16 protein-coding genes are annotated in these 23,003 nt (G+C 55.5%); all 16 read right to left on the reverse strand.

Annotation, left to right across the window (positions count from 1 at the left end):
- Window positions 1–63: 63 nt before the first annotated feature.
- The 16 genes from PU624_RS14915 to tssF all read right to left on the reverse strand — a co-directional run bounded on the left by PU624_RS14915 (window position 64) and on the right by tssF (window position 23,001).
- A complete protein-coding gene (locus tag PU624_RS14915) occupies window positions 64–645 on the reverse strand; it encodes a hypothetical protein (protein WP_283545611.1) in 582 nt (193 codons plus the stop codon).
- Window positions 645–1,301 (reverse strand): hypothetical protein, encoded by a 657-nt coding sequence (locus PU624_RS14920; protein WP_283545612.1) that lies wholly within the window; start codon window positions 1,299–1,301, stop codon window positions 645–647. Before PU624_RS14920 ends, PU624_RS14915 begins: the two co-directional genes overlap by 1 nt.
- A gap of 483 nt (window positions 1,302–1,784) precedes the next feature.
- Window positions 1,785–2,270 carry a hypothetical protein gene (locus PU624_RS14925; RefSeq protein WP_283545613.1) on the reverse strand — a complete coding sequence of 162 codons (486 nt, stop codon included), beginning with the start codon at window positions 2,268–2,270 and terminating at the stop codon, window positions 1,785–1,787.
- Complete coding sequence (locus PU624_RS14930; protein ID WP_283545614.1) at window positions 2,267–6,658, reverse strand: RHS repeat-associated core domain-containing protein; 4,392 nt, start codon at window positions 6,656–6,658, stop codon at window positions 2,267–2,269. Before PU624_RS14930 ends, PU624_RS14925 begins: the two co-directional genes overlap by 4 nt.
- A gap of 3 nt (window positions 6,659–6,661) precedes the next feature.
- On the reverse strand, window positions 6,662–7,102 hold the full coding sequence (locus PU624_RS14935) for a DcrB-related protein (protein WP_283545615.1): 441 nt from the start codon (window positions 7,100–7,102) through the stop codon (window positions 6,662–6,664).
- A 17-nt stretch (window positions 7,103–7,119) separates the two neighbouring features.
- Window positions 7,120–7,965: a hypothetical protein gene (locus tag PU624_RS14940; RefSeq protein WP_283545616.1), complete on the reverse strand. Its 846-nt coding sequence runs from the start codon at window positions 7,963–7,965 to the stop codon at window positions 7,120–7,122.
- Between the two features lie 67 nt (window positions 7,966–8,032).
- The gene (locus tag PU624_RS14945) at window positions 8,033–8,551 is read right to left on the reverse strand and encodes a hypothetical protein (protein WP_283545617.1); all 519 of its coding nucleotides are present in this window, start codon (window positions 8,549–8,551) and stop codon (window positions 8,033–8,035) included.
- Complete coding sequence (locus tag PU624_RS14950; RefSeq protein ID WP_283545618.1) at window positions 8,526–11,090, reverse strand: type VI secretion system Vgr family protein; 2,565 nt, start codon at window positions 11,088–11,090, stop codon at window positions 8,526–8,528. Before PU624_RS14950 ends, PU624_RS14945 begins: the two co-directional genes overlap by 26 nt.
- A 187-nt stretch (window positions 11,091–11,277) precedes the next feature.
- Window positions 11,278–12,342 carry a hypothetical protein gene (locus tag PU624_RS14955; RefSeq protein ID WP_283545619.1) on the reverse strand — a complete coding sequence of 355 codons (1,065 nt, stop codon included), beginning with the start codon at window positions 12,340–12,342 and terminating at the stop codon, window positions 11,278–11,280.
- A 20-nt stretch (window positions 12,343–12,362) separates the two neighbouring features.
- Window positions 12,363–12,800 carry a hypothetical protein gene (locus tag PU624_RS14960; protein ID WP_283545620.1) on the reverse strand — a complete coding sequence of 146 codons (438 nt, stop codon included), beginning with the start codon at window positions 12,798–12,800 and terminating at the stop codon, window positions 12,363–12,365.
- Between the two features lie 23 nt (window positions 12,801–12,823).
- Entirely contained in the window at window positions 12,824–13,882 is a 1,059-nt protein-coding gene (locus PU624_RS14965) for a PAAR domain-containing protein (RefSeq protein WP_283545621.1), read from the reverse strand.
- A gap of 24 nt (window positions 13,883–13,906) precedes the next feature.
- Entirely contained in the window at window positions 13,907–15,877 is a 1,971-nt protein-coding gene (locus PU624_RS14970; protein WP_283545622.1) for a type VI secretion system Vgr family protein, read from the reverse strand.
- 16 nt (window positions 15,878–15,893) lie between these two features.
- Entirely contained in the window at window positions 15,894–17,399 is a 1,506-nt protein-coding gene (locus PU624_RS14975; protein WP_283545623.1) for a serine/threonine protein kinase, read from the reverse strand.
- Between the two features lie 23 nt (window positions 17,400–17,422).
- Window positions 17,423–20,032 (reverse strand): type VI secretion system ATPase TssH, encoded by a 2,610-nt coding sequence (tssH, locus tag PU624_RS14980; protein ID WP_283545624.1) that lies wholly within the window; start codon window positions 20,030–20,032, stop codon window positions 17,423–17,425.
- 54 nt (window positions 20,033–20,086) lie between these two features.
- Window positions 20,087–21,133: a type VI secretion system baseplate subunit TssG gene (gene tssG / locus PU624_RS14985; RefSeq protein WP_283545625.1), complete on the reverse strand. Its 1,047-nt coding sequence runs from the start codon at window positions 21,131–21,133 to the stop codon at window positions 20,087–20,089.
- Window positions 21,130–23,001, reverse strand: a complete 1,872-nt coding sequence (gene tssF, locus PU624_RS14990; RefSeq protein WP_283545626.1) for a type VI secretion system baseplate subunit TssF — start codon at window positions 22,999–23,001, stop codon at window positions 21,130–21,132. Before tssF ends, tssG begins: the two co-directional genes overlap by 4 nt.
- Between the last annotated feature and the right edge of the window lie 2 nt (window positions 23,002–23,003).

Raw genomic sequence — 23,003 nt, forward strand, 5'->3', positions numbered from 1 at the left:
AAAGGTATGACAGAAGTCGCGGAAAGGGTATTCCGCGATAACAGCACTAAAGACCACGATGGGTTATTTCATGCGACGCCGCCGGGCCACACTGGCGAGGCGTTGGGTCCGGCAGTAAATGGCAAGCAGGATGAAAGCCTGCCCATTGAGTATCCAGCGAGCACCCACCAAAGCAGCGAGTGCCAGAAGTAACCACAGGCCCGAGTGGCTGCCCGTAACAACGCTGTAGCTTAAGAGTAAAACGGTCGATATAACCAACATTGCCCAGATGTAAACCAGCCCCTGAACACCCGCTGTATGACCTCGCGCAAGCAGATAACTGGCGGTGAGAATCGCGCCAAGAATGACGATTGAGGGAACAAAAAAACTCAACGCATGTATCTGTGGAGTAAGAGGAGGTAAAGCGTGCAGAAACGTCAGTAAATTAAATGCAAACGCAACCAGTAACAGCACCAGCACTAGTGCAACCGGGAAGCCGTTCTGCCGGGGAAGCAACTCGGAAGGCTGTTTAAAATAACGCTCAAGCTCTGTAGTGGAACGGGCAAGTATCGAATTATCCTGCCGTGCAATTACCTGATCTATTTCGCGACCATGCTGCAGTACTTCAGTGATATTACGCCCAACAAGCCATGATAAAAATTGCATTAAAATACCGCCAGCGATTGAATTGTTCCCACTATATAACGCCCGGTGCGCGGCACGTTACCTGGAGTAGCAATAATACCACTGACAGCACTGCCTGCCACAGCAGCTGCGCTCGTGACGACCTGCGCGAGTTGCTTAACAAGTTCTTTTTGCACCGACTCTACAGGGAAACGTTTTGGATAAAGTCCTGCACGGATGGCGGCTTTAAGCTCTTTATTACTTATACCAGGGTTTTGTGCCTTAATAATTAATTCAGTCAGGCGCGCGCGATCCTGCCCTGGATAGTTCCTGAGCCACTCCGTTGCTTTTAAAGAAGAGACCGATTTCATCGCTCGCCATGTTGCCAGGGCTTCTTTTAACGCACCGCCCACACTGGCTAGTGAAATTAGGTCAAGGGACGTTGAAGTGGCAACGTACCAATCCTGAGAGTCCAGCCACGCTACGTTTTGACCACCGTTTTCGACAAGATCATAAACGCGGTAAATACCATTGACACATTGCACGCCTGTTGCGGCAGCGCCGGCATAACCAATAGCAACAAGCACCCCGCTACTGCCAGCGGTTATAGGTGTTGCTGAAGCGCCGATAACCGCCACACCAGCTGTGATAATCATTGCGCCACAGGAAAGCACGGTTGAGGCAATCTCCGTTCCCATTGCGGTTGCGCTTACTGCTTCACTAAGTGACTTGCCCGTATTAGACGCTGTGGCTTGCTTAGGCGTTTTGGTCACAATAAGATGTGTGACGATACCACTTTGGCCATTAGGATGACGCTGACCGTCTAGGTTCGACCATAATGATGATAAATGGTTTATCCACGATTAATTTATGATTATCCTGACGAATATTTTGCTTATCATCCGCTGCAACCATTCTGTCTGGGTCAGAAAGTCAAATCCCAAGATGGATATTTTTATATGCGCCAATGACAATGATTTTGACTGATCGATGTGTTAAATGTGTTAGTTTTATCAGTTTTGGAGCAAATACAATATTCGAATAATTATTCATATTAAAAAATCCAAATTTTCATTTTTAAATGAACTACCGGAAATATATTTCCCATCCATAAATAACAATGCACACTATACATATAAATAAATTTATTTTAAAAGCACAAGATTTAACACTTAAGAATACTATTCAGTTACGTTCCAAACGATATAAATCCCGTGATCGAATGATCTTGTCTCGTATGAGACTGAAACTCGTCCCCAATCGAAAATCCATCTGACCATCTCATCCTCTTTTATATCAGGATCACCTAAACTTAAAGATTTTTTTAACCAATCAGAAAGGTTTTTCACTGATTCATTCAACATATCGATATCGGTTCGAGCATCCCAATCTTTTAAAGATCTGAAATATTGACTGTTTTTATCAACAAGTTGAACCATAAAAGGAAAGCCAAAGCATATTGGATTTAAACTAACCTCAAACTCTTTATCATAAAAAGTCGCTACATCGACAAGGTAGCTATGAGGTATATTACTCTTTATGCAACCACGATTAATTAACAACTCGTAAAGCTTACTATTACAAAAACCTTCTTCTGTATCAATCTCCAAAGGAATATCATCAAAACTTAACTTGCCCGCGATTGAATTAAATCTTAAATTTATCATATATCTATTATCTTTCCTGGAATTAAAAGGTGTCTCGACTCCTCAGGGATAAAGAACTGAAGACCGCCTCCGCCACCATATTTACTATTAGCTGCTGCTCGACCATAAGCAACATCTATGTCTTCACTTACGTAGAAAGCTCTTAATTTTGTACGAACCGGCCATTTAGGGTCTAATTTAACTTGTAACGCCTGATGATAGCCCAATGGATTGCCCCTATATTGTCTGACTGTAGGAAATGTCACTGTATAAGAAGGTTGTTGGTTCCCATTCGGATATAGCGCATAAAGAACAGTACCTTTTTTGAGCTTTCTGTTTTTATAAACATCCACACCTGGATAGACATCATTTCCCGGACCTTGCCATTTAGTCGCTTCTTTAGAAGGGTCTTTACAAGTACGACTCAGCCCCCACGGATCCACCCAACCCAGCGCGTTCGGCGCATACTGGTAAAGGTTGATCCCGCCAGCCAGCCCTATCGGGTCCTGCTGGGTAAACCGTCCGCTGTCAGGGTCATAATAACGAAACAGATTGTAGTGCAGTCCGGTTTCCCGGTCCAGGTACTGGCCCTGCATACGCAGGTTCTGCTGAATTACAGGCATCCGCTGGCTGGACTCGCGCAGCAGTTTGCCCCACGGGCTGTTTATGCCTTCCCAGGCTTTTTGCCCTTCACCGTCAGTCAGCAGCTCCGGCATCCCGTTGGCCGCATTATGGAACCAGTAAATTTCCGGGCTTTCCACGCCATCAATACGCGCCAGAGGCTCATAGCTCTGGCTGTCACTGTAAACGTAAGTCAGCGGAGTGCCGTCGTGGTTTTCCTGCAGCAGGCGGTAACCTTCCCACACGAAGCGCGTCGTGACGGCGTTGCCAGATGGTCTTCCCTGTAACAGCTGCTGGCTGGTTTTACTGATGCGACGTCCCAGCGGATCATAACGGAAACTCACCTTAGTGCGCGGCTTGTTACGGTCCCGCGGCTCGCTGAGCACCTCCGTCAGGCGATGCTCCCCATCGTAGCGATATCGCCAGCGGGCCTGGCCGTCATCTTTTTCTGTGGTGCGGCCATGGATATCGTACTGCCAGCGGATACCGTTCAGTTCAGTGACACGGTTGTGCAGGACATGGGCGTTACTATGGCGATCCAGCGGGTTGCCTGCGCCATCCCAGCGCCACTGTTCATTACCCGGCTGCGCACCGTCCTGTGACAACAGCCGGCCGGCGTTATCGTAGTTCCATAGTGTCTGGCTGAACGGATTATCATCACGCTCTTCACGGATCAGGTTGTTACCGTAATCGAAGTCACGCCGGCGGGACCAGACGCGCGGTGCAGGACGCTGCGAGTCACCCCTGAACACATCACGGCGGCGCAGTCTGCCTGACCGGTCATATTCACTGCGCATGGTCAGGCCACCCTGCGTCCGGCTCAGTTCCCGGTGCAGCGTGTCACGGGTAAACTCGGTGACCGGCAGGTTGTCTAATGCGATGCTCAGTAAATGGCCGCTGCCGTAATAAAGCTGCTTCAGGTTACGGCCATCCGGCAGGGTTAAGGCAGTGCAGTTACCCAGCGCGTCATACTCCCACGCCAGTTCGCCCTGCTCCCCCTGCTCAGCAACAATGCGGCCCAGCGCATCATATTTAAAGGTAATCTCCTGCTCGGCCTGCTGGCTCCACTCGGTGTCAGACAGCGGCAGATGCTGCGACACTTTACCCAGCTGACCGCCACCGCTGTAGTGATAGCGCGTCTGGCCCTCCGGCGTGGTTCGCGCCAGCAGTTGTCCCGCACGGCTCCAGTGGTAACGATGGGTAATGGACTGAGGATGCCCGGCGGCAAAGGTGCGTGATACCGTGCGTCCCGCCGCGTCATAGCCGTAACGCGTGGCAACGCCATCCAGCCCAACCTGAGCCAGCAACAGGGAATCTGCGCCCCACTGGAACTGATACTGCTCGCCGTTCTCGTTTTGCAGCGCCGTCAACCGGCCACGGCTGTCCCAGCTTCGCTGAACCGTCTCACCCTGCGCATTGCGGCTGGCGATCAATCGCCCGACATTGTCGTAACGGAATTCACTGCGCTTACCATCAGCCGACTCATAGGCCAGCGGCAGCCCGTTTTCGCTCCAGTGCAGCCGCTCTTCCCATCCCTCTGCACGCTCCAGCTGAAGAGGGCGGCCTGCAGCGTCATAGTGATAACGGGTCTCTTCACCATCCGGCGCGGTGACAGAGCTGAGCCAGCCCAGCGGATGATAACGGTAGCGCGTGGTCAGCCCTGAACAGTCCGTTTCACGGATAACCTGCCCGGCATCGTTAAACTCACGGCGGTAGCTGTTACCTGCTGCGTCGATCTCCCCGACAACCAACCCGGACTCATCCCGCTTATAGATCGTGCTTTGCCCGAGCGCATCAACCACGCGCTCAAGACCATGATGGGGATCGTAATAGTATTTCGTTGTGGAGCCATCAGCTCCGGCAACCACCGTGGGCAGTGAACGGTGGGACAGCCACTGCACCGCCTGCACACCGCCGTCAGCATCTTTCTCTTCAACGCGGTTACCCAGATCGTCATAGGTGAAGCTTACCGCGTTGCCCAGCGGATCGATGCGGCGCGTCAGAAGTTCGTTTTCATCCCACTCATAGCGCCACTTCTGGCCCCGCTCATCAATGAAACAGGTGATGAGGCCCGCGGCGTTCCAGTGGTGTTCGCGCTGCTGACCGTCATAGGTCGATACGCGCGTGATGCCCGCCTCAAGATCGTAATGCATGTGGCAGCCGTCACCGGTATTGGTGCGGTTCTCCACCACGCGCCAGTGATCCAGCTTCTGCCAGCGATATTCGCTTTCCAGCCCGCCGGGAAGCTGATGCCAGACCATCAATCCGTCGTCGTTGTAACGGAAGCGCCGGGAGACAACGCCTGCGGCATCGGTGACGCTGGCAAGCTGGCCCTGGTCGCTGTAGGTCCAGCGCGTCAGAGGCCAGTGCTGATCGCCATCAAAATGGCTGGCGGATGTCGGGCGCCGCGCATGCTGTTTGTCGTTATAGTGCAGTGTGACGTCAATCGCCAGCTGCGCGTCATGAATACGCACCAGACGAGCCTGTTCATCCCAGCCCATCTCCAGCGCATTGCCGTACTCGTCGCTCAGTGAAGCCAGGCGAAGCACCTGCGGATCGGCAGCCGTGCGCCGGTAGAGACGCCAGACCGCACCGTCATCATCGGCAATGGCGATATCGCCAGACTCGTTGCGCCGCACCATCAGCCCTTCGCTGATGCTGTAGAGCACCTCTTTTTCACCGGGAACGTCAAAACTCAGTTCGCGCCCGTTGTCATCAAACCAGGTCGCCCGGTTCCCTTCCAGCGTCAGATAGCTGTCAAACACCGTGGCCCAGCCCTGACCAAACAGGCCAGCGCGCTGAGTCAGGCTGTTATAGCTGCGCTGAAAACTCAGCGGGAAACGTCCGGGAAGGGAAAAATCGCGCTCGGCATCATCATTCAGGACTTTGACGCCGGTTGCCGCATGAACCGGGAACAGCGACGAGAAGGCCGCGTTAATAGCCATGTCCGCCGCCATACCGCCCACGGCACTGGCCAGCGCGCAGGGCATGTTTTTGATGATCTGACCGGGGCGACCACGAAGGAGGGAAAGACCGATCATCATCACGGCCAGACCCGGGAACTTGCCACTTTTGATCTCTCTGACCGTGACGGTTTCACCACCAATGATGACGTTCGGGGAAACATCGTCACTCACGGTGGCATCACAGGTGGTTTTATCCTTTGCGCGTACTGCAGGCTGGCCATTAATAAAGACGCTTTTCGAACCCTGTGCCAGATATTGCGGTGCACTGTGCTTTTCACAGGCCACTTTGTCCTGCTCCAGCGGAGAGGTGCCCGCATCGGCAGAGGCGACCGTGGGCTGCCACATTGCACTGCCAAACTGGCCGACCGCAGACAGCAGCATGCCGCCGTAGTCCGCAAAGCTCTGCGGCGATTGCGGTTCCGGTGGCGGTGTCTCACCTAGCGTGAGCATCCCGGCCGCGCGTGCGGCTAAAAGACCATTAACATAGACATTCTCTGAACCACTGGATATCACACCGGCTGGAGAAGGGGGGAATATCATATTACCCAGCTCATCCGCCGCTTTGCTGATCTCCTTTGACAGACCCACGGCATTGGCCAGGATACCCCCCAGAATCCCGCTGAGCAGGCAACTGTTACCCACGGCTGCGACACTCGCCGCTGCCACTCCTGTCCCCAGCAGGGGCGCTGCCGAGACGATAGCGGCACCCACTGCGGCACCAATAACGGCATAGGCCGCACCTTCCGCCACAATACTCGTGATATCAGCGAAAATGCTGGAGTGAATGATCTCGTCGCCCACGCGGGCCGCATGGTTATCCATAGGTTATGCTTTCCGTGGATTGTTCAGACTCAGGCTTTGTTTAAAAGCACTCCAGCGCTGTCCGTCTTTTTCATTGAATGGGCGCATCGCGGAGAGCGTAAAAATCATAAAGATGTTCGAGTCAGGCACCTGTGTAGCCAGCTGTTTCTGCCACACCGCTTGCCCGTTACGGTCAAATATGGTTTCAACTTCTACCGCATGTAATGTGTTATTCACACCGGCCATCGAACGTACAAATTCACTCTGCTGGATGTGGCCCATCTGACTCCGCAACGTGTCCCACTGACGCCGGAATTCTTTTTCCGCATCACTGCCCTCAGAAATAACACCACGGCTGACAACCCATGCCAGTCCACTGGCTTCATCGCGGAGAATATTCATGGTGGTGTCCTGCCAGTCAGCAGGAAAAAGCGCAAAGGCGCCCTCATTGAAGTGGTAATTCATATTGGGTGTCCGTTTTATTAATGGTTTGTGGCGGGTGGAATCAGGCTATGGAATTCGCCATCGACGTTATCGGCATTAGTGAGTAGCTGTGTATTATCACGCGCAACTTTAATTTCAAAAAGTCGATGCGTAATATCAGGATCGCCACCGCAACTGCGGTCGTGATTATCTTCACGAACCGTAATGACAAAGAAACGTTTATCACTGCTGTCGTCGAGATCGTAACGCAGGCATTTATCATCGAGGCTGGTCAGGTGCCAGGTATGAATCGCTTCCGTTGCGGCGCTGATAGCCTGATAAGCACTAATTTCGCTTTGCTCTTCACCCAGGTCTGTTTTTAACATGATGCAACTGACCTTTCCCTGGTCAATCTGGAACATTAACTGTTTCCCGCCCGACTGATAGACAAGCCAGTGCTGATTATCACTGTTATCTTCTTTGCCGGGTCCATAGGCTTGCTGAACCTGTTCCAGACTATCGCCTACTTTAATATTCCGGGCTGTCGGCACGCTGGCACTTCCCAGAAGGATCTCAGCCAGAACCGGGTGGCTGGCATTTCCAACCGCCGCCGCGCTAAACAACTCAAAGCCGTCATAGCTATGCTGGAAGTAGTTGTACTGCTGATTGTTGATGTCCACTTCTCCGGCCAGAACTGAACTCAGAGCTTTACCTGCGCGTACAAAATTTTCGTTGTTCCAGGTCTCACCCGGAGTGAAAGCATAGTCGTTCAGCAGAACGGAAAAATCGCCCTCGTTAAGCGCAGGAACAGACGATTCCGCGGCGGATTCAGCCCTGGCAATACAGGATAAAAAGAGGAGTACAGGTACACATATAAGGCTGGTGAAAAAACGATTTACAATCATTGGCTTTTATCGGAGTAAAGACATAAGAGCCTCAAATATGAGGCAATGGATTCAACATCACGTTCTTTTACTCATCGGCAGTGATAATGATTTTACTCAGGCAATCAGGATTTTTGGCAGAGAATGAAAACGTGATGAACTGTCCATTACCATCGGGGGATGATGTGTAGCTGGTCACTTCATTTTCAGACTGTCCCCGTGGATAATCGGTTAACTTCACACTCTGATAGTGCTCTTTGACTTCATTGAGCGAGATGCATTTTCCCTGGGGAGTAAAGCTAAGAAAAGGAGCCATCCCATCAGACGTTTTACTTAAACGCAACTCTATATCCGTAATCGTCGACGCATCTTGCAGCTTTACCGGATTAGCCTGATAGAAGTTGATATATTCATTTTGATTTTTTAATGTAAACGTCAATGGTGCCTGATGAATACTTTCCACAGACAGAGTCTTTATGGAGGCACTCATTTGCGTGACAAAAACCCACATATCTTCTTTTTGCATCTTCGCTTCCACTATTCCGCTTAACATAAAACCAGCCATTAATAAAATAAACATCTTACTTTGTCGGATAATTTTTATCATACCAGCCCCCATAGTAATCTTCGTAAAGCTGATTGGTAGTGGAGGTTTTTTCACCTTTACCGAATATACGACCAATCTGCGTCCTGGCTTCGCTTTCGCTTATGTTACCTTTACTGAGAGAATCATAGATTCCGTTGTACCCTTTCTGATTTGCTGCATTGCCCGCTATCCCAATGTCTCCGCCCTGATTTGCAATAATTTCGCGCTGTACACGAATATTATTGAGTGTGGCTGCCCCTTCATCACTAAGCGCACTATTCAGGTAGGTTTCACGTGAGGTTACATTGATATCAGGCTTATACAATGCATGTCCACTCTCATGTGATAGTGACTGCACCACTTTTGCGGCATCGTTCATATTACTTTTATCAACAGTAATAGTCCTGCTCTGACGATCGGCAAACGTACCTTTACCTGCAGCCCCTTCTTTAAAAACCCAGCCGCGCTTTTTGAGCGTCGTGATGTCCTGTTTCATGGTCGGTGATTTCTCAACCATATTATCTACATCTGCGCCAAAGCCACTAAAAGAAGGAGCCTGAGAATTCGCAGCTGCGCCAGCATTTTGTGACGCGTCGGCAGGTGCGCTTGCTATTGCACCTGCCTTATTCTCCTTTCCCGGCGTAAACTTCTCCTTAACAGCCGCATCTATATCGCCTTTATGACCTGCACCCGGCGCAGACGTGCCAGGTTTAGCACCCGAAGTGTTCAGATTCAGTTTACCGCCGGTGGTGATATGTCCGTCGTTCTCAACAAAGAAGTTAAAATCTTTTCCAATAAGATTTATTGTGCCATTGGCATTGAGTTCAATGGCACTTTCACCAGAAACAAGTCTCAGCTGCGATCCCGATGCCAGAACATATTGTTCAACGACTGCATCAACTTTACTCAGGCCAGTCAGGATTTCAGTTCCGCCTTTTACGGCCTGAATCTGATTGCCTTCAACCCTGTTAAGCTCATTTTTAGCCACATAGTGGCTTCGCTCTCCACCAACACTGTGTGATTCGTCATTTTTAACATGCGTATCCATGTTCTTCTGCGCCTGAATCCACAGGTGTTCTTCACCCGCCTTGTCCTCAAACCTCAGCGCGTTCGCGGTTTCCGCCGTGCCATCCTTTGACCGGCTCAGAAAGCCCATCTGCGTCGCTGCCGCCGGCAGCGCCCACGGCGGCATGCTCGCCTCGTTATACACGCGGCCAATGATTAGCGGACGATCCGGATCGCCGTTGATGAAGTCCACCACCACTTCGTCGTTAACCCGCGGGATCTGCACCCCGCCGAACCCCTGACCGGCCCAGGCGCTGGAGACGCGCACCCAGCAGGAGCTGGTGTCGTCGCCCTTCGCCAGCCGGTCCCAGTGAAACTTCACCTTCACCCGGCCGTAGCGGTCGGTCCAGATCGACTCGCCTTTCGGGCCGACCACCTTCGCGGTCTGCGGGCCGTGGGTTTTCGGCCACCGCGTTTCCGGCGGCGTGCGGTACGTCACCGACGACGGCAGTACCGTGAAGTGGATGTTGTGCCGGCTGTCGCCGGTGTCGCCGCTGGCGTAACTGTTCTCGGCGAAGTCATAGGTGGCCGAGGTCACCAGATACTCACCGTTGTCGCTGAAGTGCGGCGCGTTGATGATGGAGAAAGTAAAGCCCGGCGCGATGCCGGTTGCCGTGCCCGACCCGCTGACGCTGTGGTGCTCGGCCTGCCACACCTCCTGACGGATGCGCGCGTAGGACTCGCCGTGGCTGTGGTCGACAAAATGGCCCGGCCAGTCGTAGACGTCCACCGAGCCCGGTACCGGCGACGCCGGGTTCTGGCGGGCCTGCAGCATCCACGCGTTCGGCTTGCGGAAGTCGTAGTCGTCGGTGCTGTAGATGCCCGGCGTCACGCTCTCCGCCAGCGACCACTGGCTGATACCCTCTTCCGTGACCACGCCGCCCGACGGGGTGACGTGATAGGCGATGGTCTCATAGCCGGGAAACGCCTGGTGCTGGTCCGGCGCGTCGCACAGCACCAGCGTATGCTTGTCCGCCTCGTGGCTGAAGAAGTAGTAAATCCCCTCCAGCTCCATCAGGCGGCTGATAAAGTCCAGGCTGCTCTCCTGATACTGCACGCAGTACTCCCACACCCGGTAGTTGCCCGCCAGCCGCGTCTCAACGTTGACCGCGTACTCCTTCAGCAGCGTCTGCACAATCTGCGGCACCGTCTGGCTCTGGAAAATGCGCAGGTTGCGGTCGCGCTGCATCGGCCACAGGTCCGGCTCAACCGTCAGCTGATAGACCGCGTAGCGCGTGCCGCTCAGCTCCTGGCTGCGCACCGCTATCCGGGTGATTTTGCCGTTGAGGTAGCGCGGGCTCAGCGCGTTCATCAGGCCATCGGTCGGCAGCGTAAACGTCACCGGCTTGCCCAGCAGGGCGTGACGGTCGATGCGCGCGTCGGTGGCCAGCAGTTCGGCGGTGAGCACAAACGGACGGGACAGCGTCTCGGTGCCCGTGAGCGTATGGAACAGCAGGCCGTCCGCCGGTAGAAGGACGGTGATACGATCAAACATAGTGATTTCCCGGACAGATGGTAATCGGTGAATTAACCCGGGGATTCCCCGGGTCAGGCAATACCAGAGGGTCAGACAAGCGTCTTTTATTATTGCAGCGGATCACATGACGAGTTAAAAGCAGGTACCTTAATACTCATTGCTACGAGGCGAAATGCCAGCTAAAGAGGTCTAACTAGCAGGATTATTATTTCACTTTGATATTCAGAGTCGCCAGAATAATTTCTACGCAGCGTTTATTCGCTTCGAAGTGATAACTTTTATAATTTCTGTGCTGCCCTACTAAATCAACGTAGCACCACAAGCCTGAACAATTGAATATGTAACTCTGATAAAAGGCACGCATTTTCTCTTCGTCGCTGTAGAGCTCACCTGTACAGGTCGATAATGATCCCAGCGCAGCATTGATATCATTAGGAATGGGTTCCAGTTCGTTTGCCACCAGCGTGACCGAATGCTCATGCTCCCGGAAACGTTGCGTCGACTTTTCAAAAGCATCCTCTGCGGAATGGCATACGGTACCGGAATAAAAGTAAAAATTAATGACCCCGTAATTCACACCACCTATTGTATGATCAACGATAAGTCTGTTCTCAGCAATGACGCTGGCATGCCATGAAACCGGTATTTTAAAAGCGTTTTCCCCGTCCATGTTAACCGAGGTCAGCAACTCCGCCATGGCTAAGTTACTGCGATTCAGCAGATTCCAGTTAACCACTGTAAAATAGATGTCATTGGCAAGCGAAGGATAGTCGCGTGCCGCACAGGACGCTTTTAATAAGAGGTAATTCCCACCGCCGCTGTCCCGATTGTAATCTTTTTGAACAGTGTATCGTGAGATCACATCGTCACCGGAAGCGTGCGTTTTTAGGGTCAATACATCTGCAAAAATACCGTTTTCCGAGGCCTTACCGACAAGACGGCGGTGCAGGATTTTTTCGCCCATCATGGCGAGTTTTTTAAACAGCCAGTCAGACGCATTCATCTCCCACTGGCAGCGTTCATACGCTGCCCAAACTTCCAGATAGAGTGAGTCATCCGTAGTTAAGTAGCGTCCGATATTGGTTAAACCGACATCAGGGAAGGCAACCGGCTCCAGTTCCACAGGTTTGAGGCTTTTAGGCAGCACAACCCAGTAATGCAGCATTTCTTCTCTGGCCGATGTATAAAGGCATTTCCAGAAGCGTTGTTCGATTTCTTCTTTAGAGAAACCCGGCGTAAGGGGAAAAATATAGTCCGTTTCAAAATTCATAGCCTGTTTCCCTTCTTAATTTAATTCGCTAGCCAGATGCCGTAATAAATCACTATAGAGCCAAGAGAAACCACGCATTTTGCAAAGATGAGCATGCCCGGCACTAACTTACTGGCAGTAGGTGAAATTCGGGCATAATTATCAGCATTATATTTTCTTTGAAAACCCACAATCCCACTAAATAAAGTGCAAATCATGATAATCATAAACTTTATACCAAGGATAAATATAAAAGAAATACCTATTTCTTCCATTAAATCTCCAGCAAGATCATTACTAAACCCGGGAATAACTAACACTAATCCTTTGAGCGCAAAGGCAAGTACTACAATACCAACCAGCACACCTGCAAACTTCTTACCAAATGCTGCCCATTCTTTTTTATTATAAAAATCCTTTCCGTTCCAGACATAATAAACCGTTACAATCCAGAAAAATAAAAATGCTATAAATTTCATGTTAGAATTAACCCTATCTTTATTTAACCGCCAACTAAAACCGTTGCGCAACCGTTGATGATAGCACCATCTGCACCACCATTGCTGCCAGATTTTTCTGTACTATCCCTTTCACCAAAAAGCAGGTCGCGGAGGGGTTTTAATGCAATTTTTACATTAATTTCGCCTGTTATCCCCAGTATAAAAGCTAACTTACCTGAGAGCTTTACTGTAGCTGAGTAATCGGTTTCATCCGCATAGGCAGTTAAACCTCCTGCTGCACCTACTGCGCCTAAATGTACTCCGCCTTTAGCATCAGCTACTACAATACCGTACAGGCTAACTTTCCCCGTAACGCTCTCTTTCACTGCCGCTGCACCTGCGCCACCCTCAACACTGAACCCATATCTTCCTTTATTGCCGGTATATACTTCTGCAACCGCTTTTGCATCAGCAGTGCCAAGCGTCACATCGCCGGTAGCGATGGCATACAATGTGTTCTCTGTTCCTATTGAGCCCGTCGCGCCATATTGCATACCCGCCGCTGCGGCTTTGCCATTAATGCCATAGATTCCGCTATCACCGGTGTAAAGTGAGCCAGTTGCATTGGCATCCGCTATTTTATTCCGCAACTCACCTTTCAAAAGGGCGTCACTTTTCATATTCGCTAATGTGAGGTTTTCAAGCGAAAATCCTGCCGACACAGTGTCATAACTGCCATCATTAGTGCTGTCTTTCAGGCTGGCATACGCCCCTAAAATTCGCGCATCGTAGTGCTCGCCATGTAACATCCCATCATCACCAGCCTTCTTCGCCAGCGAGCCTCCCCAGTATTGAGGCGGTGCAGGTTTACATTTCGCGGGAGCCGACGCCCCACCTGCATGACACTGCGTCTTATCACCCTGACGGGCCAGCGCCATACCGTTAACGAATACGCTGCCGGAGCCGCTGACGATAATACCGCCACCGTGTTGCTTACACGAAAATTCATCACCTTTTCGCGCAGCGGGAAATCCGCCAATGATAACGTCAGGACTGCCGCATTGAATGGGGCCATCGTGAGCCGCTTTATCCACAGAAGCTCTGGCCGCAGGCATACCCATACTGATGTTCCTTCCAATAAGCGATTAACTGTTAATATTGACGACCGCGCCTTTGATGTCGGTGATGTTCGTGCCGGTAATGCTTACCTTGTCATTCGCCTTTAATTCTGCATTTTTACCGGTACCTAAAGTGGTCAACTCATTGCCTTTAAACAGTGCCTGCAACTCGCTTTCAGCATGGATACTTCCTGTTTTCACTTGGATTTGAATAGCTTCAGGGGTGATCAGGATGTAATTCTCTTTCACCTTTAATTTGATGCTGGTATTGGCTTCAAGCAGCGCATTGCCCTCTTTATCCATGGTCAGCACCGTTTCGCCTTCGCCAACATTAATAACGTGCTGGATGCCCGTATTGCTCACCGCATGTTCACCCACGTTGGCCTGACGATTGCGCTTAATAGTGACCTTTTCGTCACGGCCTATGGTTTTCTGCCGATCCACACCGACATGGTGCGTCTCACAGCTTTCCACTTCCGTATCCATATTTTTTTCGGCGTGGATCCAAATCTGCTCATGTCCTGCTTTGTCTTCAAAACGCAACGCATTAGCAGTATCGCTGTTACCATCCTTCGACCGGCTCAGAAAGCCCATCTGCGTCGCTGCCGCCGGCAGCGCCCACGGCGGCATGCTCGCCTCGTTATACACGCGGCCGATGATTAGCGGACGATCCGGATCGCCGTTGATGAAGTCCACCACCACTTCGTCGTTAACCCGCGGGATCTGCACCCCGCCGAACCCCTGACCGGCCCAGGCGCTGGAGACGCGCACCCAGCAGGAGCTGGTGTCGTCGCCCTTCGCCAGCCGGTCCCAGTGAAACTTCACCTTCACCCGGCCGTAGCGGTCGGTCCAGATCGACTCGCCTTTCGGGCCGACCACCTTCGCGGTCTGCGGGCCGTGGGTTTTCGGCCACCGCGTTTCCGGCGGCGTGCGGTACGTCACCGACGACGGCAGTACCGTGAAGTGGATGTTGTGCCGGCTGTCGCCGGTGTCGCCGCTGGCGTAACTGTTCTCGGCGAAGTCATAGGTGGCCGAGGTCACCAGATACTCACCGTTGTCGCTGAAGTGCGGCGCGTTGATGATGGAGAAAGTAAAGCCCGGCGCGATGCCGGTTGCCGTGCCCGACCCGCTGACGCTGTGGTGCTCGGCCTGCCACACCTCCTGACGGATGCGCGCGTAGGACTCGCCGTGGCTGTGGTCGACAAAATGGCCCGGCCAGTCGTAGACGTCCACCGAGCCCGGTACCGGCGACGCCGGGTTCTGGCGGGCCTGCAGCATCCACGCGTTCGGCTTGCGGAAGTCGTAGTCGTCGGTGCTGTAGATGCCCGGCGTCACGCTCTCCGCCAGCGACCACTGGCTGATACCCTCTTCCGTGACCACGCCGCCCGACGGGGTGACGTGATAGGCGATGGTCTCATAGCCGGGAAACGCCTGGTGCTGGTCCGGCGCGTCGCACAGCACCAGCGTATGCTTGTCCGCCTCGTGGCTGAAGAAGTAGTAAATCCCCTCCAGCTCCATCAGGCGGCTGATAAAGTCCAGGCTGCTCTCCTGATACTGCACGCAGTACTCCCACACCCGGTAGTTGCCCGCCAGCCGCGTCTCAACGTTGACCGCGTACTCCTTCAGCAGCGTCTGCACAATCTGCGGCACCGTCTGGCTCTGGAAAATGCGCAGGTTGCGGTCGCGCTGCATCGGCCACAGGTCCGGCTCAACCGTCAGCTGATAGACCGCGTAGCGCGTGCCGCTCAGCTCCTGGCTGCGCACCGCTATCCGGGTGATTTTGCCGTTGAGGTAGCGCGGGCTCAGCGCGTTCATCAGGCCATCGGTCGGCAGCGTAAACGTCACCGGCTTGCCCAGCAGGGCGTGACGGTCGATGCGCGCGTCGGTGGCCAGCAGTTCGGCGGTGAGCACAAACGGACGGGACAGCGTCTCGGTGCCCGTGAGCGTATGGAACAGCAGGCCGTCCGCCGGTAGCTGTGCAGTAATGCGTGAGAACATAAGTAATCCCTGACTATTAACTGTGTGGATCGAGCAACCAGACACCTTCTTCGCTGATGTTCAGCGTCTGCTGACGGGTGCCACTCTGGCCGCTGATGGCAAAGGTGTAGTTACCCGGCGCCAGCTGCAGCGTGGCGAAGCCATTCACCGCCGGGACCAGCGCCTGCGGCTGACCGTTCACCTGAACGCGTTCACCCTGTTGCAGACGGATATAGACCTGAGCAACAGGTGCTGGCGGCGGTGCCGGTTGTGGATCGGGTTCACGCGCAGCGGTCTGCGCGGGCTCTGAAGTCTGGACCGGAGCGCTGGCAACACTATCCGGCGGGGTGTCAGGCTGCGTCGGTGGCGCAGTAACCGGCTGATTAACCGGTGCGACGGTAACGGCAGGCGCGGTGTTTTGCGCGGTCTCAGCCGGCGTCGTCTGTTCGTTACCGCGTGACATCAGCAGACCGGCGCACAGGCCGACCAGCACGCCAGCGGCCACCAGGCCTGGCAGTGCAAAGCGATGTCCCAGCAGCGTTTTCAGCGGCGAAGCGGGTTTGACAACCTCCTCTTCTTCTTCGATCGGCACCAGCATGGTGCCCGGCCCGCTCATTTTTGCGCTGAGCAGCGGTTCCGGTTCGCGATCCGGCAGCGCCATCAGCACAGCAAAATCATCAATGCTCTGCGGACGATCTTCCGGTTTCAGCGCCAGCGCGCGGTCGACGGCGCTGAGCAGCGCAGTCGAATAACCCGCCAGACGACGCTGTACCAGCGGCTGATAGTTATCTTCGATGCTGCGCACCACGCTGACCGGCGGAGGCGCACCGGTGATCAGCGTATGCAGCACCGCGCCAAGCGCGTAGATATCGGTCCACGCGCCCTGCTCGCTCTCATCGTTATCGCTGTACTGCTCGATCGGCGCATAGCCGGGACGCAGCATAGTCTCGCTCTCATCCGACAGGTTGCCGATGGTTTTACGCGCCGACCCAAAGTCCAGCAGGATCGGCTCACCGCTGCTCTGAATCTGGATATTATCCAGCGAGATATCGCGATGCAGATAACCCGCTTCATGGATGGTTTTGATCGCGCCCAGCAGCGGAGGCAGCATGCGACGGATCCAGGCCTCATTCACCGACTGCGGATTACGTTCGCTGAAGTTCGAGAGCGTGGTGCCGCTGTAGAACACCGTGCCCATGTAGGCGGTGTCGTTCTGCACCCAGAAACGCAGCACGTGCAGCAGGTTAGGATGGTTAAAGCGCGCCAGCAGCCGCGCCTCCTGAATAAAGCTGTTCAGGCCGGCGTGAAAGGTTTTGCTGAACCGCTCACTGCGCAGCACCAGGTTCAGGTCATCGCTACGTACCGCCAGCGAGGCGGGCATAAACTCTTTGATCGCGATATCGCGCTCAAGCTGGTGATCCCAGGCGCGATAGACGATGCCAAAGCCGCCACCGCCGATGACCTCTTTGATTTCAAACTCATTGAAGCGGTAACCCAGCGGCAGGGCGTTGGGGACATTCAGGGGTTGATCATGTTCCGACATATTCGAAAACTCTCTGATAGGCTTTAAACAGCGAACTGGCAGACAAATTCGCCCTGCTCACAACGCACTTCAACGCGGCGATAGCGTTCATCGCGGGCGTGGGCGCTCAGCAGTATCTGGCTCATCTGCGGCAACAGCGTGTTGGTGAGGATGGCATCCACCATGCGACCGCCCGACTCCACCTCGGTGCAGCGCTGGACGATCTGGCTCACCACCGACTCGTCGATCTGCGCCTCAATGCCATGGTTGTCGGCCAGACGACGCACGATACGCGCCAGCTGCAGCCGCACAATCTCTGCCAGCATCGCGTCGCTGAGCGGGTAATAGGGCACTACCAGCAGACGGCCCAGCAGCGCAGGCGGGAACACCTCCAGCAGCGGCTTACGCAGCGCGGTGCTCAGGGCGTCGGGATCGGGCATCAGCTCAGGATCGGCACACATAGCACTAATCAGCTGCGTGCCAACGTTCGAGGTCAGAATGATGATGGTGTTGCGGAAGTCGATGTGGCGACCTTCCCCATCTTCCATCCAGCCTTTATCGAACACCTGGAAGAAAAGCTCATGCACATCCGGATGGGCTTTCTCAATCTCATCCAGCAGCACCACGCTGTAAGGCCGACGTCGAACGGCTTCGGTCAGCACGCCGCCCTCGCCGTAACCGACGTAGCCTGGCGGTGCGCCTTTCAGCGTCGAGACGGTGTGCGCCTCCTGGAACTCGCTCATGTTGATGGTGATGATATTCTGCTCACCACCATACAGTGACTCGGCCAGCGCCAGCGCGGTCTCGGTTTTCCCGACACCGGACGGGCCGCACAGCATAAAGACGCCTGCGGGTTTGTTGGGGTTGTCCAGGCGTGCGCGCGTGGTGCGAACCCGCTTCGCGATAAGCTCCAGACCGTGACGCTGGCCGATGACGCGCTGGTTCAGGGTATCCGCCAGATTCAGGACGGCGTCGATCTCATTCTTCACCATCCGGCCCAGCGGAATGCCGGTCCAGTCCGAGACCACAGCCGCTACCACGCCCGCATCGACGGCGGCAAACAGCAGCGGCGTGTCGCCCTGCAGCGCAGTCAGTTGCTGCTGTGTCGCATCGCGCTGTTCACGCAGCACCGCATCCTCTTCGGTTACACAGCGGGCACGCAGCGCAATCAGCGTCTCGACCAGTTCACGCTCCTGCAGCCAGCGTTCCTGCAGTGCATCGCGTTCAGCTTCCAGCGCTGCACGCTCACCGGCAATCGCCTGCTGACGGGTCACATCGCCGAGGCCCACCCGGATTTCGCGTTCAATGATCTCCGCTTCAATCTCCAGCGCGGCCAGACGGTGCAGGCAATCTTCCAGCGCTGCAGGCTGCGCGCCCTGACTGACTGCCACGCGGGCGCAGGCGGTATCCAGCAGCGCCACCGCTTTATCGGGCAGCTGGCGCGCCGGAATGTAGCGATGGGATAGTTTTACCGCTGCACTGACCGCATCATCCAGCAGCAGCACCCGATGGTGTTTCTCCAGCGCGCTGACGGTGCTGCGCAGCATCAGAATTGCTTTGGCTTCATCCGGCTCCTGCACCTGCACGGTCTGGAAACGGCGGGTCAGCGCCGGATCTTTCTCGATGTACTTTTTATATTCGGCCCAGGTGGTCGCGCCGATGGTGCGCAGCTGGCCGCGCGCCAGCGCCGGTTTCAGCAGGTTGGCGGCATCGCCGGTGCCCTGCTGACCGCCCGCGCCGACCAAGGTGTGAATCTCATCTACAAAAAGCACAATCGGTGTCGGACTGGACTGCACCTCATTGATCAGTGCCTGCAGTCGCGCTTCAAATTCCCCTTTCATCCCGGCACCCGCCTGCAGCAGGCCGATGTCCAGCAGCCAGAGCTGCACATCGCGCAGCGGCGCAGGCACATCGCCCGCCGCAATGCGTAGCGCCAGGCCTTCGACCACCGCGGTTTTGCCGACGCCCGCTTCACCGGTCAGCAGCGGGTTGTTCTGGCGACGACGCATCAGGATATCGACCATCTGGCGGATCTCATCGTCACGCCCGGTCACCGGATCGATGCGGCCTTCACGTGCGCGGGCGGTCAGGTCCTGTCCATACTGCTCCAGCGTGCTGCCACCCGCTGCAGGGGGTGCGCCAGCGACATCAGCCGGTGCGCTCAGCGCCTGCTGGGCTTCTTTGCTGTTGCTGAGCAGCGTGTCGAACTCCGCCAGCAGCGCATCGGCGTTGACGCGGCTGAACTGGCCGGAGATGCCTTTCAGCACGCTGGCGAGGTTGAAGGTTTTCAGCATGCCGATCAGCAGATGGCCGCCGCGAATGCGGGTCGCGCCATATTTCAGTGAGGCGTAAACCCACGCCCGCTCGACGGCGCTGTCGATATGCTCGGAGAGGTCGGAGACCGCACTGGCACCGCGTGGCAGGCGATCCAGCGCGGCAACGATGTCCTGAGTCAGGGCCTTTTCATCCAGTGAAAAATGTGTGATGACCTGCTGTAAGTCGCCATCCTGCTGCTGCATCAGCTGATGCAGCCAGTGCACCAGCTCGACATAAGGATTGCCGCGCAGTTTGCAAAAGGCGGTGGCGCTTTCCAGCGAGGTAAATAACAGCGTATCCAGTTTGCCGAATAGCACGGCACGGCTGATTTCTGACATAGGGGGCTCTCTTCAATGAAAGACGCAGGCTGTGTAACAGGGAAAGCGGCTGGGCTAGCGCGAAGCAGCCTCAACCTCAAACATAAAATCTTCTCGATCCTGCGGCTGCGGCATCTGCCCCAGCCAGCTGGTGTAACCGAGTCGGGCACTGCCGCCCAGCGCCACACCCTGCACCTCGTCAGCGGCCAGGATCAGGCTGAGATCCCACTGCATTTCGATGCCGAGGTAATGACGAACCCAGTCGCGCACTTCACGCGCGCCGGTGGCATCGGGCAGAAAATGGGCATACTGCGCGGCGCTGAGCGGGCCAAGGTGGAGACGGAAACGGTGCTGCACGTCGCGCACCGCTACCCCGAGAAAAGCGGAGGTACCCAGCCGGGGCATATGGCGTCCCGCACCCAGTCGGGCCTGATCGCGGCTGTCCAGCGTCAGCCAGTGCGGCAGGTTCTGCGTCAGGCGGACCGGCACGCCAAAGTAGTGGCGCAGAATCCGCACCAGCCCTTCGGCATCATGGCCGTGACGGCTGAGATGGCCCACCAGCATTAGCCGGGCATGAAGGCTCAGCGAGCTGGCCTGCTGCTGGGCCGGTAAACCGATGCCCGCCAGGCAGGCGAGATAGTTCAGGAAGCGGCTGTCGTCCGGACGATCCAGCGACACGGTCGGCTGCGCATCGGCCCAGGCGCGATAGAACAGCAGCGTAGCGCGATGGTGAAACAGATCCGCAAACGCCGACAGGCTGTGATCCTGATGATGCACAATACGTTCGTGCACATATTCGGTCAGATGGGTCGGCAGCGGACCGTTGGGGCCAAACAGGCCAAAGCTGTAGATCGATAGCTCATGCCTTCCCGACTCGTCACGCGGCATGGCGCTGGCAACGGTAGCGGGCGCAAACGCCAGTGACGGCGTCTGACCGATGCGCACCGATTCAAACTTCGGCAGCGGCGCACGGCCCAGCGGATAGCGCTGCCCGCCCTGCGCATCCAGCCGCCGCAGCAGCTGAAACAGATCGTAGCGCCAGGGCGCGGCCATCACTTTTTGCCAGAAATCATCCGGCAGCCGGGTCAGCCGCGGCAGCGTAATGACTTTTTCGCCACTCATATCAGCGCTTTCCGGCCCATGCGCGGCGGCCAGTAGCCCACTTCCCCGCGCTGCTGACTGTTCAGGGTGAACTCTGTGAAGCTGTTCAGCGCCACCAGGCGGCCACAGACCCGCTCCAGTACGCTGCCAAACAGCCACGGGCTGGCACCTGAAAACGCCTGCTCATCCACCTCCAGAGTGATGCTGACGCCGCGCGCAAACACCACGGGACCAGGCTCCGGCACGCGGCGGTTGACGGCGCTGAGCGTACAGTGGCGGATGCCATCTATCTGCCGGGCAACCGGCGCCTCCGCGAGGTTGGCATAGAGGCTCAGCAGCTGACGCAGTGCGGCCGCGCCTTCCCCGTCGCTGCTGTCCATCAGACTGAGATAGTTCATCTGCAGATGGCTGATCAGCCGCCACGCAGAAAGGCCCTCGGCCAGCGCCGGACGCGGCGGTGTCGGCCCTTTGCACAGTTTCAGCTCCGACACCGGAATGGAGTCCGGCATCACGAAGTTGCCCTGATCCTGCTGCAGCATCAGCGGCAGATCGCGACTGGTGCACATCACCTCGGCAGAGAGATAGCGCACGTCATCGCGCCACGGCGTGTGATGCTCATCCACCAGCGACAGAAAGACTTCTGAACCGATGTAACCGGTGCGCGTGCCGTAGCGCTGCGCCTGCTCTGACAGGGTGCGCTGTTCGCGACGCAGCGAGAAATAGGCGCCGTAGTCGCCCTGGTCACCGCTGAAGGTGCTCCAGAACGGGCGAAACATCTGCTCTTCCCGTTTGCCTTCTACGGTCGCGAACAGCCGCTGCACTGAATGCACTTCGTAATCCAGCGGCCGGATGTTATCCACCACCAGATGATATTCATGCTGGCTGTCGCTGACCTTCAGACGCTCGGCGGTTTTCGGGAACAGATTGATGACCGGCGTACAGTGCAGCGCCAGATGGCTGTGATCGACCACGCTTTCCAGCGCGCTATCCGCTTTGTCGAGCAGGATGATGATGTCGAACGCCGTGGCATTGTCGCAGCGGCGCAGAAACGGGCCAAGCTGACTCAGGCTGATAAACTGGAAACGGGCCGGAAAGGCGAAATACTCCTGCAACAGGCGATAACCGTCGAAGTTGCGCAGATCGTCCGGCAACAGCGCCTGCTCCGGCGCAAAACCTTCCTGCTGCAGGGCATCATCCGTCAGCACCTGACGCTGCGGCCGCTTCTCTACCGACTGCAGCACGATGCCGACCCGGTGCTGCATCAGCAGCTCCAGCAGCTTCAGCGCCTGGATATCGGGACCGCTGAGGAACAGCATCAGGTCATCCACGTTGAGCTGACTCAGCGAGGAGATCCCTTCACACGTGATGCGGATGCGCAGCGCACTGGCTGCGCCCAGACCCGTGAGTTTCAGCTCGCCAGAGGGCAGATCGCCCGGCACGCCGCCGAGGCTGGCTTCGCTGATGCGCAGCGGATGCAGCACCACATCGTGTGCGGTGGTGTAGCTGCAGGTCACCCCGGTTTTTTTCAGGTTCTGGCTCTCCATCATGGTGCCGCGCGGCACGCGGAAGCCCTGGGTGATGTCACCCTTGCGGCTGTCCGGCGTCAGCTGTGCGATGGCCATTGACGGCGTTGGCGAGAGATAGGATGGCGCAATCATCTCCAGCAGACGCTGTGAGAAGCGCGGAAATTCCGCATCCATCTTCAGCTGGACGCGCGACGTCAGGAAGGCGAATCCCTCCATCAGCCGCTCTACATAGGGGTCCGCCACGTCAATGCCATGCATGCCGAGACGTCCCGCGACTTTAGGGTATCGCGTGGCGAACTCCGCCCCCATCTCGCGCAGGTAGGCCAGTTCACGGTTGTAATAGTCGAGCAGATTGCTGTCCATGA

The organism is Pantoea sp. Lij88, assembly GCF_030062155.1.
Lineage (GTDB): Bacteria > Pseudomonadota > Gammaproteobacteria > Enterobacterales > Enterobacteriaceae > Pantoea.